The organism is Kitasatospora sp. NPDC058115 (genome assembly GCF_042884635.1).
Lineage (GTDB): Bacteria > Actinomycetota > Actinomycetes > Streptomycetales > Streptomycetaceae > Kitasatospora.
Genome location: NZ_JBHVTL010000022.1, coordinates 108,880 through 124,558, shown reverse-complemented (window position 1 = coordinate 124,558; position 15,679 = coordinate 108,880). Strand labels below are relative to the sequence as shown.

The following is a 15,679-nucleotide window of genomic DNA, read 5'->3' as shown; positions in this document are numbered from 1 at the left end:
GGTGAGAGCCGCACGTAGGGGTAACGGTGGGGTATCAGGGGGCAGGCCCGCGCAGTACGTTCGACGGGGAATCCGCGCGAGCGTGAACCATTCCCTCCGGGTGCGCCAATTGGGCCGGACAATTCACAGGGGAGCCGCACGACCGATGGCTGATGAAGAGAAGCTGCGTCAGTACCTGAAGAAGGCCACCGGTGAACTCCAGCGCGCCACCCGCAGACTGCGCGAGGCCGAACTCAGGGAGAACGAACCGATCGCGATCGTCGGCATGGGCTGCCGCCTTCCCCCCGGTCTGCGCTCCCCGGAGGAGCTGTGGCGGTTCGTGGCCGGAGAGGGCGACGGCATCTCGCCGTTCCCGCAGGACCGGGGCTGGGGCGCCGTCGGCCTGTCCGGTCCGGACGCCGGTGCGGCGCCGGCCGCGCACCAGGGCGGGTTCGTCGCGGGCGCCGACCTCTTCGACGCCGGGTTCTTCGGGCTCGGCGAGCACGAGGCACTGGCGATGGACCCGCAGCAGCGGCTGCTCCTGGAGACCGCGTGGGACGCGGTGGAGCACGCCGGGCTGGATCCGGCCGCCCTGCGCGGCACGCAGACCGGCGTCTACGCCGGCGTCTCCTACTCCCACTACGGCGCCGGCGCGCAGGCCGCCCTCCCGGCGGACGTCGCGGGCCAGCTGGTCGTCGGCGGCGCCCCGAGCACGACCTCCGGCCGGGTCGCCTACCACCTGGGACTGCACGGGCCGGCCATCAGCGTCGACACGGCGTGCTCGTCCTCGCTGGTCGCCGTCCACCTGGCCTGCCAGGCCCTGCGGCGCGGGGACTGCGAGCTCGCGCTGGCCGGCGGCGTCACGATCATGGCCACCCCGGACGTCGTCGTGGAGTTCGCCCGCCGCGGCGCGCTCGCCGGGGACGGACGGTGCAAGCCCTTCGCGGCCGCCGCGGACGGCATGGGCTTCGGCGAGGGCGCCGGACTGCTGGTGCTGGAGCGCCTGTCGGTGGCGCAGCGCGAGGGCCACGAGGTGCTCGCGGTGATCCGCGGGTCCGCGGTCAACCAGGACGGCGCGACCAACGGCCTGACCTCGCCGAGCCGTTCGGCGCAGGAGGCGGTCATCCGCCGGGCGCTGGAGACCTCCGGGCTCACCCCCGACCAGGTGGACGCGGTGGAGGGGCACGGGACCGGCACGGCGCTGGGCGACTCGATCGAGGCCGAGGCCGTCATCGCCGCCTACGGCGAGTCCAGGGCGGCCGACCGGCCGCTGCGGCTGGGGTCGGTCAAGTCGAACATCGGCCACACCCAGTGCGCGTCCGGGGTGGCGGGCGTGATCACGACGGTGATGTCCATCCGCGCGGGAGTGCACGCGCGGACGCTGCACGTCGACCGGCCGTCCACCCATGTCGACTGGTCCGCCGGCACGGTCGTGCTGGCGAGCGAGGCGGCGCCGTGGCCGGACCGGGGCCGCCCCCGGCGGGCGGGCGTCTCCTCGTTCGGCATCAGCGGCACCAACGCCCACCTGATCGTCGAGCAGGCCCCGGCGGCGGCGGAGCCCGCCGCGGCGCCCGGCGGCGCGGTGGACCTCGCCACGCCCTGGGTGCTGTCGGCGAGGACCGAACCGGCGCTGCGCGCCATGGCCGCGGAGCTCTCCGCCGTCGTGTCCGCCCGGCCGGACCCCTCCGCCGCGGACATCGGGACCTCGCTCGCCCGGACCCGGGCCGGCTTCCGGCACCGCGCGGTCTGCGTGGGCACCTCCCGCGACGGCCTGCTCGCCGCGCTCGCGGCGCTGGCCCGCGGCGAGCAGGCGCCCGGCCTGGTCACCGGCACGGCCGCGACCGCGACGCCGGCGGTGCTCTTCACCGGCGGCGAGCCGGGCTCCGGCGACCGGGCCCGGGCGCTGGCCGGGCGCTTCCCTGCCTTCGCCGAGGCGTACGAGGACCTGCGCACCCGGCTGGAGGCCTCGCTCGGCGGGCCGCTGACGGCCCACCGGGGCGCCGCGGCGTTCGCGCTCCAGCTCGCGCTGTACCGGCTGCTGTGCTCGTTCGGGCCGGCGCCGCAGATCGTCGCCGGCGCGGGGATCGGCGAGATCGCCGCGGCCTGTGCCGCCGGCGTGCTGTCGACGGAGGACGCCGCCGCGCTCGCGGCCGCGGCCGCGCGGGCGGCGGAGGGTGCGGACGGCGCCGCGGACGGACTGCGGGCCACCGCCGACCGGATCGGCTACGCGGCCCCGGACCTCACCGTCGTCTCCCCCGCCGCGCCGGACGACCCGGGCCACTGGGCGAAGGGCGACTTCCTGCACGCCGCGGCCGTGGACCTGCCGGCCCTGGCGCGGGAGCGGGGCGCGACGGTCTGCCTGGTGCTCGACCCGGGCGCCCTCACCACCCCCGAGGCGGTGCTGGACCTGCTCGCCGGGGCCTGGACGGCCGGGGCGGCGGTCTCGTGGCAGACCGCCTTCACCGCGACCGGCGCCCGGCGGACCGGTCTGCCCGGCTACCCGTTCCGGCGCAGCCGGTACTGGATCGACCCGCAGAGCGCCCAGGACCCCGCGCTCCCGGCGGCCCCCGGGCCGCGGGACGCCGAACCGCAGGAGACCCTCCGGTGGGACGCCGACGCGCTGTCGCGGCTCGCCGTCGAGGAGCCGCGGGCGGCCGGGCAGGCACTCACCGACCTCCTGTTCGACCGGGTGTCCGCGATGACCGGGCCGGCCGCGGCCGACCGGGACGAGCTGCGCGCCCGGTTCCCCGACTCCCGGCTGGGAGAACTCGGCCTGGACTCACTGCGTGCGATGCGGCTCAGGGACCAGTTCCGCACGGAACTCCTCGTGGACGTCCCGCCGCAGCGCCTGCTCGGTGACACCACCGTCGCGGACATCGTCGACCTGGTCTGCCGCTCGCTCGCGGCCCAGCGTCTCGTCGTGTCCGGCGACGAGGCGCCCGAGGCCGCCGGCGACGTCGAAGAACTCATCCTCTAACGCCAGGAAGGCAGGCATGTGAGCACGGACCTCTTCGCCGAGTTGTACCGCCGCGGCATCAGGATGCGAGTGGTCTACGGCCAACTCCACCTGACGGCCCCACCCGGCGCGCTGACCTCCGAACTGCGCGAGGAGATCAAGCTCCGCCGGGACGAACTCATCGAGATCATCACGCGTTCCCAGAGCCGGGACGAGCCCGCGCGGATCGAACCGCAGCCGGCGCAGCGGCACGAGCCCTTCCCGCTGACGGACATCCAGCAGGCGTACTGGGTCGGCCGGACGCCGTCGGTGGAGCTCGGCGGCAACTCCACGCACTGCTACCTGGAGTTCGACGCCGCCGACCTCGACGTGCCGAGGCTGAGCCGCAGCCTCGACCAGCTGGTGCGGCGCCACGACATGCTCCGGGCGGTCATCCAGCCCGACGGCCGTCAGCGCGTCCTGCCCGAGGTCCCGCCGTACGACATCGCCGTCACGGACCTGTCCGGCCTCGACGGGGCGGCGCAGGAGGCGGGGATCGAGCGGATCCGGGAGCGGCTGGCGCACCAGGTGCTGCCCGCCGACCGCTGGCCGCTGTTCGAGGTCCACGCGACCCGGCTGGACGAGCGGCGCTGGCGGCTGCACCTGAGCCTGGACATGCTGGTCATCGACGGGTACAGCTTCGGCATCTTCCAGCGCGACTGGTTCCGGCTCTACAGCCGGCCGGACTCCCCGCCCGACCCCATCGAGGTCACCTTCCGCGACTTCGTGCTCGCCGAGCAGCGCCAGCAGGGCGAGGCCCGCTTCGAGGCCGACAAGCAGTACTGGCTGGACCGGCTCGACCAGCTGCCGCCCGCCCCGGAACTGCCGCTGGCCGTCCAGCCCGGGCAGCTCTCCCGCCCGCGGTTCGCCCGGCACCACGCCCGGCTGTCGCGCGAGCAGTGGTCCGCCGTCAAGGAGACCGCCCGGCGCCGGGGGCTCACCCCGTCCGCGGTGCTGGTCACCGTCTACGCCGACGTGCTGCGGCGCTGGTCCAAGCGGCCCGAACTCACCCTGAACCTGACGCTGTTCAACCGGCCGCCGCTGCACCCGCAGCTCGGCGAGGTGATCGGCGACTTCACCTCGCTGGTGCTGCTGGAGACCCGGGCCGACGCGGGCGACTCCTTCACCGCGCGGGCCAAGCAGCTGCACCACCAGCTGCTGGACGACCTCGGGCACTCCGCCTACTCGGGCATCCGCGTCCTGCGGGAGCGGGCCCGGCGGCTCGGCGGCCGGCCGGGGGCCGCGATGCCGGTGGTGTTCACCAGCATGATCGGCTTCGACTCCGCGGACGGGCCCGCCGGGACCGCCCAGGTGTTCGGCGACGTCGTGTACGGCGTCAGCCAGACGCCGCAGGTCTGGCTGGACTACCAGGTGCTGGAGGACCGCGGCGAGCTGCTGGTCAACTGGGACTTCGTCGAGGGGCTGTTCCCCGACGGCATGGTGGACGAGATGTTCCGGGCCCACCACGCGGTCCTGGAGCGGCTCGGCGACGAGGCCGCCTGGGACGAGCGGGAGCTCGTCCTGCTGCCGCGGGCCCAGGCCGAGGAACGCCGCCTGGCCAACGCCACCGCCGCGCCCATCCCCGACCGCACGCTCTGCGGCCTGGTCGAGGAGCAGGCGGCGCGCACGCCGGACGCGGTCGCGGTGATCGCGGCCGACGGCGAGCACACCTACGGCGAACTGCTCGACGACACCCATCGGCTGGCCCACGCGCTGCAGTCGCTCGGCGCGACGCCGAACACCCTGGTCGCGGTCATCGCCGAGAAGGGGTACGCGCAGGTCGCGGCGGCCCTCGGCGTCACCCGGTCCGGGGCCGCCTACCTGCCGGTCCAGCCGGGCTGGCCGGCCGCCCGGCGCGAGCAGCTGATCCAGCAGGGCCGGGTCGAGGTGGTGGTCACCACCCCGAAGCTGCGGGAGGAGCTCTGCTGGCCCGAGGGCGTGCGGCTGGTGACCCTGGACGACGAGGAGGTGCGCTCCGCACCGGCCACCGCGCCGGCCACCGGTCCCGCCCCGGACGACCTGGCGTACGTGATCTTCACCTCCGGCTCGACCGGCACGCCCAAGGGCGTCATGATCGACCACCGGGCCGCGGCGAACACCGTCCAGGACCTCAACGACCGCTACCGGGTCACGGCGCAGGACCGCGTGCTGGCGCTGTCCGCGCTGAGCTTCGACCTCTCGGTGTACGACGTCTTCGGCCTGCTGGCGGCGGGCGGCGCGGTCGTCCTGCCGGAGCCGGGCCGCTCCCAGGAGCCGCAGCACTGGTCGGAGCTGGTGGAGCGGCACGGGGTGACGCTGTGGAACAGCGTGCCGGCGCTGATGCAGGTGTGGATCGAGGCGCACGACCCGGCCGCCGCCCCGCCCGGGGACCGGCTGCGGCTGGTCATGCTGAGCGGCGACTGGATCCCGGTGGCCCTGCCGGACCGCATCCGCGGGTTCTACCCGCAGGCCGTGGTGATGAGCCAGGGCGGCGCCACCGAGGCGTCCATCTGGTCGATCGCGTACCCGATCGGCGCGGTGCCCCCGGAGTGGTCGCGGATCCCGTACGGCAAGCCGCTCGCCAACCAGACCATGCACGTCCTCGACCAGTGGCTGGAGCCCTGTCCGGTCTGGGCGACGGGTGAGATCCACATCGGCGGGGTGGGCGTGGCCCGCGGCTACTGGGCCGACCCCGAGCGGACGGCCGAGCGCTTCGTCACGCACCCGCGCACCGGGGAGCGGCTCTACCGCACCGGCGACCTCGGCCGCTACCTCCCGGGCGGGGACATCGACTTCCTGGGGCGCGAGGACTCGCAGATCAAGCTCAACGGCTACCGCATCGAGCTCGGCGAGATCACCGCCCCGCTGCGGCAGTACCCGGGCGTCCAGGACGCGCTGGTCGCCGTGGACACCAACCCCCGCACGGGCAGCCGGCAGCTGGTCGCCTACCTGGTGCCCGAGCAGGGGGAGGCCACCGCGGGACGGACCCACCCCGAGGCCGCCGCGCTGCGCGCCGCGCTGGAGGAGGTCCTCCCCGCGTACATGGTGCCGCGCCACTACCTGCTCATCCCGAAGCTGCCGCTGAGCGCCAACGGCAAGGTCGACGTGTCGGCCCTGCCCGCCCCGCGCGAGCAGCAGGCCGGCGCCGGGCCGGCCGCCCCGCAGGACGACCTGGAGCGCACCCTGCTGCGGATCTGGCAGGAGGCCCTGGAGCGTGACGACTTCGGGACCGGGGACAACTTCTTCGAGCTCGGCGGGGACTCCCTGCACGCGATCGGCGTCCTGGAGCGGATCGGCCGGGAGTTCGGCATGACCGAGGGCCAGGAGGACGGCCTGCGCAAGCTCTTCGACAACCCCACGGTCGCCCGGCTGGCGGCCGCGATGCGCGCCGGCGTCTGAGCGGAGCGCCGCGAGAGCCCCGCCCGGTTCCGGGCGGGGCTCTCGCACGGGCTCTCGCATCGGGTCCGGCACGGGCTCCCGCGTCGGGGTCGCGCGCCGGCGGGGCCGGGCGGCGTCAGCCCTGCTTGCTGTAGAGGCGCAGGGTGACCGGGGCGCAGACGAGGACGATCAGGGCGGTCGCGGCGAGGGACCAGAGGACCGCGCCGCCGGCGTCACCGGTGTCGTTCATCAGGTCCCGGGCGGCGGTCGCGAGGTGGCTGAGCGGGTTGACGTCGACGAAGGCCTGGAGCCAGCCCGGCATGGTGGTGGGCGTGACGAAGATGTTGCTGGCGAAGGAGAGCGGCATCAGCACGGCGTTGGCGATGCTGAGGACGACGGCCGGGTCGCGGACGACCAGGGCGAGCATGGACCACACCAGGGACAGCGCGACCCCGAAGGCGATGACCAGGCAGACCGCGGCGAGCACGCCCACCACGCCGCCGTCGGGCCGGTAGCCCATGAGCAGGCCGAGGCCCACCACGATGGTGGAGGCGAAGAGGTAGCGCCCGGCGTCGCTGAGCAGTCCGCCGAAGACGAAGGCGCCGCGCCAGACCGGCAGGCCGCGGAAGCGGTCGAAGGCCCCGGTCTGCATGTCCTGGGCCAGCCGGGCCCCGCCGTACATGGTGACGATGGAGATGCTCATGCCCAGCACGCCGGGCAGCAGCGCCTTCAGGTACTCACTGGTCGAGCCGCTGATCGCACCGCCGAAGAGGTAGGTGAACAGGACGGTCAGCAGGATCGGGATCGCGGTCGCGTCCACCAGCTGCTTGGGATCGTGCTTGATCTTGAGCAGGGCGCGCCGGCCGAAGGCGGCCGAGGCCGTCAGCGCCCCGGCGTGGTGGCGTTCGCGGCCCTCGGCGAGCAGGACGTCGATCGGGTCGGTCTCCGCCGTGGCGGGGCGGACGGGGACGGCAGGGGCACTCATGGGCCCGGCTCCTCACGGTCGTCGGCGCCCTGGCCGGCCCGGTGGCCGGTCAGGGTGAGGAAGGCCTCGTCCAGGCTGGGCTGGCCGAGGGAGAAGTCCGCGACGCCCACGCCCGCGTCGGCGAGCCGGGTCATGGCGTGCCCGACCAGCCGGGCCACGTCCGTGGCGTGCGGGCGGTCGGCGAGCAGCACGGACAGGCTGAGCGGGTCGGCGGCGAGCTGGACGGCGCCCTCGACGGTCGCGGCCAGGATCTGCAGCGCCTGCGGACGCTGTTCGCCGTCGAGCAGTCGCAGGTGCACGGTTCCGGAGCCGACCTGGGCCTTCAGCTGGGCGCTGGTGCCCTCGGCGACGATCCGGCCGTGGTCGATGACCGCGATCTGCTCGGCGAGCTGGTCGGCCTCCTCCAGGTACTGGGTGGTGAGCAGCACGGTGGTGCCGGCCGCGGCGACCCGGCGGACCAGCTCCCAGACCTGGTTGCGGCTGCGCGGGTCGAGGCCGGTGGTGGGCTCGTCGAGGAACAGCAGGTCGGGGGTGATGATCAGGCTGGCGCCGATGTCGAGCCGGCGCCGCATGCCGCCCGAGTAGCCGCCCACCGCGCGGCCGGCCGCCTCGGTCAGGTCGAACGCGGAGAGCAGGGCGTCGGCGCGCCGGCGCGTGGCGGCCCGCGACAGGCCGTGCAGCCTGCCGAGGATCAGCAGGTTCTCGTAGCCGGTCAGGTCCTCGTCGAGGGAGGCGTACTGCCCGGTCAACGCCACCCTGGAGCGGATCGCGTCCGCCTCGGTCCGCACGTCGTGGCCGAGGACGCGGGCCGTGCCGCCGTCCAGCCCCGTCAAGGTGGCCAGGATCCGGATCGTGGTGGTCTTGCCCGCCCCGTTGGGGCCGAGGAACCCGAAGACCTGACCGCGCGGGATCGTGAGGTCGATCCCGTCCAGTGCCCGGTTGCCCTTGTAGACCTTGACCAGACCGTGTGCCTCGACCGCCGGATGATCTCCACCCAAGCTTTTCTTTGACATGACGTAAGACTTGGACATCTCTTACGTCTTGTCAAGTCTTCGGTGGAACGCTTACCGTCGATCCATGGACGACCCGCACCAGACCGCCCCCCGACGCCGCCTCCGGGCCGATGCCAGGCGCAGCATCGCCGCCATCCTCGACGCGGCCGGAGTGCTGCTCGCCGAACGGCGCGACGCGAGCATGGAGGACATCGCCGCCAAGGCCGGCGTCACCCGGCAGACCGTCTATGCCCACTTCGCCTCGCGCGACGCCCTGGTGTCCGCCCTCGCCGAGGCCGCGTCGTCCGAGTACCTCGCCGCGCTCGACGAGGCGGACCTCGACGCCGGCCCGCCCGCCGAGGCCCTGGCCCGCTTCCTCGGCGCCGGCTGGCAGTTCCTGCTGCGCCATCCCCTGCTGCTCGACCCCACCGTCCCCGGGGCCCCGCGGCCGGGCCAGAACGCCCTCTCCGAGGTCGTGCCGCCCCGGCTGGAGCGCCTCGTCCACCGGGGCCAGCAGGAGGGCGTCTTCGACCGCTCCCACCCCGCCGGCTGGCTCGCCGCCGCCGTCATCGGCCTCCAGCACACCGCCGCCGCGGAGGCCGCCGCCCACCGCCTCACCACCTCCGCGGCGGAGGCGCTGTGCCTGGAGAGCGCCCAGCGCCTCTGCGGCGGGAGCGGAGCGCTCTAGGGCTGGGGTCTGTCTCTTGGGTCCTTGCCGGGTCCGCGACGTCTGGGACGCGGCTCGAACCCCCCGTCGGCCGGACGGCGGGGGGTTCGAGCGCAGACCTCAGGGCGTGTCGGGGAAGTCCCCGTCGAGCAGGGCGAAGAGCTCGTCGTCGCTCGCGGAGTCGACGGCGACCTCCGCCGCCCCGGAGGACGGACGGGCGTCGTCCCAGCGGCTCAGCAGCGCCCGCAGGCGCCTGGTGATCCGCTCCCGCAGCTCGTCGTCCGGCGCCTCCCCCAGCAGGGACCGCTCCAGGCCGTCGATCGCGTCGAGCACCGGCTCCGACCTCGGCGCCGCCTCGGGGACGAGCGTCGCCCGCAGGTGGCCGGCGAGCTCGGCCGGGGTCGGGTGGTCGAAGACCAGCGTCGCCGGGAACCGGCCGCCGGTCGCACCGGCCAGCCGGTTGCGGAAGTCGACGGCGGTGAGCGAGTCGAACCCGAGGTCGCGGAACGGGCGGTCCGGCTCCATGGCCTCCGCGTCGCCGCCGCCCAGGGCGGCGACCGCGTGCGAGCGCACCAGGCGGAGCAGGAACTCCAGCCGCTCGGCCTCCCCCAGCGACGCCAGCTGCCGCGCCACCCCGGTGGCGGGGTCGGCGCCCGCCGCCCGGACCTGGACCGGCGTGGCGATCAGACCGCGCCACAGCGACGGCAGGTGGCCGTCGCGGGCGAGGGCCCGCAGCCGGTCGGTGCGCACCCGCGACGCCAGCAGGACCGGCTCGGCGCAGCCGCGGGCGGCGTCGAGGATCGCCAGCGCCTGCGGGGTGGACAGCGGGGCGAAGTACCCGGTGATGCGGGCCCGGTTGGAGCCGGTGATGCCGGCGGTCAGCGCGCTGGTCTCCTCCCACAGGCCCCACGCCGTCGACGTCGCCGGCAGGCCGGCGGCCCGCCGGTGGGAGGCGAGCGCGTCCAGGAACACGTTCGCGGCCGCGTAGTTGCCCTGTCCGGGGGCGCCGGTCAGCCCGGCGCCGGAGGAGAACAGCACGAACTCGGCGAGATCGGCGCCCGCGGTGAGCTCGTGCAGGTGCAGGGCGCCGTCGGCCTTGGGCCGCATGACCGCGTCGATCTTCTCCGGGGTGAGCGAGGGCAGCACCCCGTCGTCGAGGACGCCGGCCGCGTGCACCACCGCCGTCAGCGGGCGGTCCGCCGGGACCGCGGCCAGGGCCTTGGCGAGGTCGGCCCGGTCCGCGACGTCGCAGGCGACCAGGTCGACGCTCGCGCCCAGCTCCGCCAGCCCGGCCCGCAGCTCGTCCGCGCCGGGCGCCGCGGGGCCGCTGCGGCTCAGCAGCACGAAGTGCCGGGCACCGCGCCCGGCCAGGTGCCGCACCACCAGCCCGGCCAGGGTCCCGGTGCCGCCGGTGACCAGCACCGTCCCCTCGGGGTCCGGCGCCTTCGGGACCGTCAGCACGATCTTGCCGACGTGCCGGGCCTGGCTCATGTGGCGGAACGCCGGGACGGCGCGGCGCACGTCCCAGGTGGTCAGCCGCGGCAGCGCCAGCGCACCGGCGCGGAACAGGTCCATGATCTCGGTCAGCATCGCGCGGATCCGCTCCGGGCCGACCTCGTTCAGGTCGAAGGCCCGGTAGCCGACCCCCGGGTGGCGGCCGGCGACGTCCTCGGCGTCCCGGACGTCGGTCTTGCCCATCTCGACGAACCGTCCACCGGGCCGCAGCAGCCGCAGCGAGGCGTCGACGAACTCCCCGGCCAGGGAGTTCAGCACGACGTCCACGCCCCGGCCCCCGCTGGTCCCGGCGAAGTGCCGCTCGAAGTCGAGGGTGCGGCTGGACGCGATGTGCGCGTCGTCCAGTCCGGCGGACCGCAGGACCGGCCACTTGCCCTCGCCGGCGGTCGCGAACACCCGCGCGCCGCGGTGCTCCGCCAGCTGGACGGCGGCCATGCCGACCCCGCCGGCCGCGGCGTGCACGAGCACCGACTCGCCGGAGCGCAGCCCGGCCAGCCCGTAGAGCGCGTAGTGCGCGGTGAGGAAGGCCACCGGCACCGAGGCGGCCTGCTCGAACGACCACCCCTCGGGGACCTTGGCGAGCAGCCGGTGGTCGGTCACCGAGACCGGGCCGAACGCGTGGGTCAGCAGGCCCAGGACCCGGTCCCCCGGCGCCAGGTCGTGGACCTCGCTGCCGACCGCCGTCACCGTGCCCGCGCCCTCGCCGCCGAGGTCCGTCTCCCCGGGGAGCAGCCCCAGCGCGACGACCACGTCGTGGAAGTTGAGGCCGGCCGCGCGCACGGCCACCCGCACCTCGCGCGGGCCGAGCGGTCCGGCGGGCGCCGGGGCCGGGGCCAGCCGCAGCCCCTCCAGCGTCCCGGTGCCGCCGCACTCCAGGCGCCAGGCGTCCGCCCCGGCGGGCGGCGTCAGGCTCTCGCCGCCGTCGGCCCGGGCGAGCCTCGGTGCCAGCAGCCAGCCGGCCCGCACGGCGAACTGGGGCTCGTCGCTGTCCGCGACCGCCGCCCAGTGCTGCGCGGATCCGGTGTCGTCCGCCCCGGTGCCGTCGTCGACCAGGACGAACCGGCCCGGGTGCTCCGTCTGCGCGCTGCGCACCAGGCCCCACACGGTGGCGGAGGCCAGGCTCGTCAGGCCGTCCCCGTCGGCCGCCGCGACCGCGTCCTGCGTCCTGAACACCAGGCGGGCGGAGGCGAGTTCGTCGGCCGCCAGCCATTCCTGGGCGACCGCCAGCGCATCCGCGGCGACCACCCGGACGCGGGCGGGCAGCGGGTCCTCGCCGTCCCCGGAGAGCGGTCCGGCCGGCTCGGGGACGCCCAGGACCACCAGGTCGGGCGCGGGCGCGCCGCCCGTGACCGCCGTGCGCAGCCCCGCCAGGTCGTCGTACCCGTCGACCGCCGCGCCGGCGTCGGCGAGCCGCCGCACCAGCGCCGCCCGGTCCGCGCCCAGCACCGCCCAGCGCGGCCGGGCCGCGCCCGGGCCGGACCCGGCCGCGGTGACGGGCGCGGTGACGGGCGTCCAGTCGAGCCGGAAGAGCGCGTCACGCCGCGCGCCGGTGTCCTGCGCCCGCAGCTGCTCGGCCGAGACCGGGCGCACCACGATCGTGCCCACCGAGACGACCGGCCGGCCGTCGAGGTCCGCCGCCGTCAGCGCCACCCGGTCCGGTCCGATCCGCCGCACCCTGACCCGCAGATCGGCCGCGCCGGACGCGGCGAGGGCGACCTCGCTGAACACGAACGGCAGCCACAGGCCCGTGCCGGCCCCGTCGCCCTGCTGCGGCATGAGGATCCCGGCCGCCTGGGCCGCCGCGTCCAGCAGGGCCGGGTGGACCCCGAACCGCCCGGCCTCGTCGCGCTGCCGGGAGGGCAGGCCGACCTCGGCGAAGACCTCGTCGCCGCGGCGCCAGGCCCGGCGGATCCCGCGGAAGGCCGAGCCGTACTCGTAGCCGCGCTCCGCGAACCCCCCGTAGATCCCCTCGGTGGACAGCGCCTGCGCACCGGCCGGCGGCCAGAGCACGAGGTCGGCGAAGTCCTCCGCGAGCGGTGCGGCGGTCAGCTCGCCGACGGCGTTGGAGGTCCACTCGCCGTCCACGGAGGTGTCCTCCGGCCGCGAGTGGACCGTCACCCGGCGCTTGCCGGAGTCGTCCGGCGCCCCGGCGACGACCTGGAGCTGGACCGCGCCCGCCGAGGGGATCAGCATGGGGGCTTCCAGCGTCAGTTCCTCGATGCCGGAGCAGCCGGTCTCGGCCGCGGCGCGCAGGGCCAGCTCCACGAAGGCGGTGCCGGGCAGCAGCACCTGGTCCTGGACGGCGTGGTCGGCCAGCCACCCGTGGGTCTGCGGCGACAGCCGGCCGGAGAGCACCACCGAGCCGGTGCCGGCGACGTCGATCGCGGCGCCGAGCATCGGGTGCGCGCCGGCCCGCAGTCCGGCGCGGCCGAGGGCGTCCTTGGACGGCGCGGCCGGGTCCTGCCAGAAGTGCTCGCGCTGGAAAGCGTACGAGGGCAGCCTGACGCCGCCGTCCCCGTCCCCGCTCTCGCCCTCGCCCTCGCCCTCGCCGAGCAGCGCCTCCCAGGCGACCGGCACGCCGCGGACGTACGCCTGCGCGACCGAGCCGAGGAAGTCGTCCGGGCCGCCGCGGTCGCGGTGCGTCGTCCCGATGACGACCGCGGCGGCGTCCACGGCGGCGAGCGTCTCCTCCACGCCCACGGTGAGCACCGGGTGCGGGCTCGCCTCCACGAACAGCTCGTAGCCCCGGTCGGCCAGGGTCCGGACGGCCTCGTCGAAGCGCACCGGCTGCCGGAGGTTGCGGTACCAGTAGTCCGCGTCCAGCCCGGTGGTGTCCCACTGGCCGCCGGTCACCGCCGAGTAGAACGGGATGCGCGAGGGGCCGGGGGTGATCCCGGCCAGCTGGGCGAGCAGTTCCTCCCGGATCCGCTCGACGTGCGGCGAGTGCGAGGCGTAGTCGACGGGCAGCAGCCGCACCCGGACCTCGGAGTCCTGGTGCTCGGCGACCAGCTCGGCGATCGCGTCGGCGTCCCCGGACACCACCACGGAGCCCGGCCCGTTCACCACCGCGACCACCAGCCGGCCGTCCCACCGGGACAGCCGCGCCTCGGCCTCCTCGGGCCCCAGGCCCAGCGAGGCCATCGCCCCCAGGCCCGAGAGCGAGCGCAGGGCGCGGCTGCGCAGCGCCACCACCCGGGCCGCGTCCTCCAGGGACAGCCCGCCCGCCACGCAGGCGGCCGCGATCTCGCCCTGGGAGTGCCCGACCACCGCGGCGGGCTCGATGCCCGCGGACCGCCACAGGGCGGCCAGCGACACCATGACGGCGAACAGCACCGGCTGGACGACGTCCACCCGGTCGAGGTCCGGGGCGCCGGGCGCCTCCCGCAGCACGTCGCGCACCGACCAGCCGGTGAACGGGGCGAGCGCCTGCTCGCAGGCGGCGAGCCGGTCGCGGAAGACCGGGGACGTCTCCAGCAGCCCCAGCGCCATCCCCCGCCACTGGGATCCCTGGCCGGGGAAGACCAGCACCGCCTCCCCGGACCGGGTGCGCGCCGTTCCCCGGACCACGGCGGCCGAGGGCTGCTCGGCGGCCAGGGTGTCCAGTCCGGCGAGCAGCTCGGCCCGGGTGGAGCCGAGCACGACGGCCCGGTGGGACAGCGCTCCGCGCCGCAGCAGCGCGCGGGCCGTGTCCGGCGCGGTCACCTCCGGGTGGGCCCCGGCGAACTCCGCGAGCCGGGCGGCCTGCCCGCGCAGACCCTGCTCGCCGCGCCCCGACAGCACCCACGCCAGGACCGGCAGCCCCTCCCCCGCCGGGGCGCCGGCCCCGGGGGCGGACGGCCGGGCGGCGGGGGCCGTGCCCTCGCCGGCCGGGGCCTGTTCGACGACGAGGTGGGCGTTGGTGCCGCTGACCCCGAACGAGGAGATGCCCGCCCGGCGCGGATGTCCGCCGTCGGGCCACGGCACCGGCTCGACCGCCAGCTCGATGTCGCCCACCGACCAGTCGACGTGCCGGCTCGGCTCGTCGACGTGCAGCGTCCTGGGCACCACCCCGTGGCGCATCGCCAGCACCATCTTCATCACACCGGCCACCCCGGCGGCCGCCTGGGTGTGGCCGATGTTGGACTTCACCGACCCGAGCAGCAGCGGCCGCCCGGCGGGCCGGTCCTGGCCGTAGGTGGCCAGCAGCGCCTGCGCCTCGATCGGGTCGCCCAGCGTCGTGCCGGTGCCGTGCGCCTCCACCACGTCCACGTCGCGCAGCGTCAGGCCGGCGTCCGCCACCGCCTGGCGGATCACCCGCTCCTGGGACGGCCCGTTCGGCGCCGTCAGCCCGCTCGACGCGCCGTCCTGGTTCACCGCCGAACCCCGGATCACCGCGAGCACCTCGTGCCCGCGCCGCCGGGCCTCGGAGAGCCGTTCCAGCAGCACCAGGCCGACGCCCTCGGCGAACCCGAAGCCGTCCGCGGCGTCGGCGAACGCCTTGCACCGGCCGTCGGCGGACAGCGCCCGCTGGCGGCTGAACTCGACGATCACCTTCGGGCTGCACATCAGCGCCACGCCGCCGACCACCGCCATCGAGCACTCACCGGCCCGCAGCGCCTGCCCCGCGAGGTGCAGCGCCACCAGCGAGGACGAGCACGCGGTGTCCACGGTGACGGCCGGGCCCTCCAGCCCGAACACGTAGGACAGCCGGCCCGACAGCACGCTCGGGGTGGTCCCGGCGACCGCGTAGCCCTCGATGTTGTGGGGGTAGTCGGTGGGACCGGCGCCCACGAACACCCCGGTCCGGCTGCCCTTCAGGCCCGCCGGGTCCACCCCGGCGTTCTCGAACAGCTCCCAGGTGGTCTCCAGCAGCAGCCGCTGCCGGGGGTCCATGGCGAGCGCCTCGCGCCGGGAGATCCCGAAGAACTCCGCGTCGAAGCCCGCCACCCCGTCCAGGAAGCCGCCCTCCCGGACGTACGAGGTCCCCGGGTGGTCGGGGTCCGGGTCGAACAGCCCGGCGAGGTCCCAGCCCCGGTCCGCCGGGAAGCCGGCCACCGCGTCCCGGCCCTCGGACAGCAGCCGCCAGTACTCCTCCGGCGAGTTCACCCCGCCGGGCAGCCGGCAGGCCATGGCCACGATCGCCATCGGCTCGCCGAGCTTCGCCTCCAGCTCGTCGTTGCGCAGCCGCAGCCGCCGGGTCTCCTTGACCG

General features: G+C 75.8%; 6 protein-coding genes. 3 read left to right on the top strand and 3 right to left on the bottom strand.

Annotated features, from left to right (window positions below):
• Positions 1-145 precede the first annotated feature (145 nt).
• Positions 146-2,956, top strand: coding sequence for a type I polyketide synthase (locus ACFVVL_RS23555; protein ID WP_387678263.1), 2,811 nt, complete (start codon positions 146-148; stop codon positions 2,954-2,956).
• A gap of 18 nt (positions 2,957-2,974) precedes the next feature.
• Positions 2,975-6,352 (top strand): amino acid adenylation domain-containing protein, encoded by a 3,378-nt coding sequence (locus tag ACFVVL_RS23550; protein ID WP_387678260.1) that lies wholly within the window; start codon positions 2,975-2,977, stop codon positions 6,350-6,352.
• A 115-nt stretch (positions 6,353-6,467) separates the two neighbouring features.
• On the opposite strand, the gene ACFVVL_RS23545 is transcribed toward ACFVVL_RS23550, so the two are convergent.
• Together ACFVVL_RS23545 and ACFVVL_RS23540 are read right to left on the bottom strand one after the other, a co-directional pair.
• A complete protein-coding gene (locus ACFVVL_RS23545) occupies positions 6,468-7,316 on the bottom strand; it encodes an ABC transporter permease (protein WP_387678257.1) in 849 nt (282 codons plus the stop codon).
• Positions 7,313-8,329 (bottom strand): ATP-binding cassette domain-containing protein, encoded by a 1,017-nt coding sequence (locus tag ACFVVL_RS23540; protein WP_380287850.1) that lies wholly within the window; start codon positions 8,327-8,329, stop codon positions 7,313-7,315. Before ACFVVL_RS23540 ends, ACFVVL_RS23545 begins: the two co-directional genes overlap by 4 nt.
• 64 nt (positions 8,330-8,393) lie before the next feature.
• Between ACFVVL_RS23540 and ACFVVL_RS23535 the strand changes: the two genes are divergently transcribed.
• Entirely contained in the window at positions 8,394-8,996 is a 603-nt protein-coding gene (locus ACFVVL_RS23535; protein ID WP_380287852.1) for a TetR/AcrR family transcriptional regulator, read from the top strand.
• A 99-nt stretch (positions 8,997-9,095) separates the two neighbouring features.
• Here the strand turns inward: ACFVVL_RS23535 and ACFVVL_RS23530 are convergent, their stop codons facing one another.
• Positions 9,096-15,659 (bottom strand): SDR family NAD(P)-dependent oxidoreductase, encoded by a 6,564-nt coding sequence (locus ACFVVL_RS23530; RefSeq protein WP_387678351.1) that lies wholly within the window; start codon positions 15,657-15,659, stop codon positions 9,096-9,098.
• Positions 15,660-15,679 lie beyond the last annotated feature (20 nt).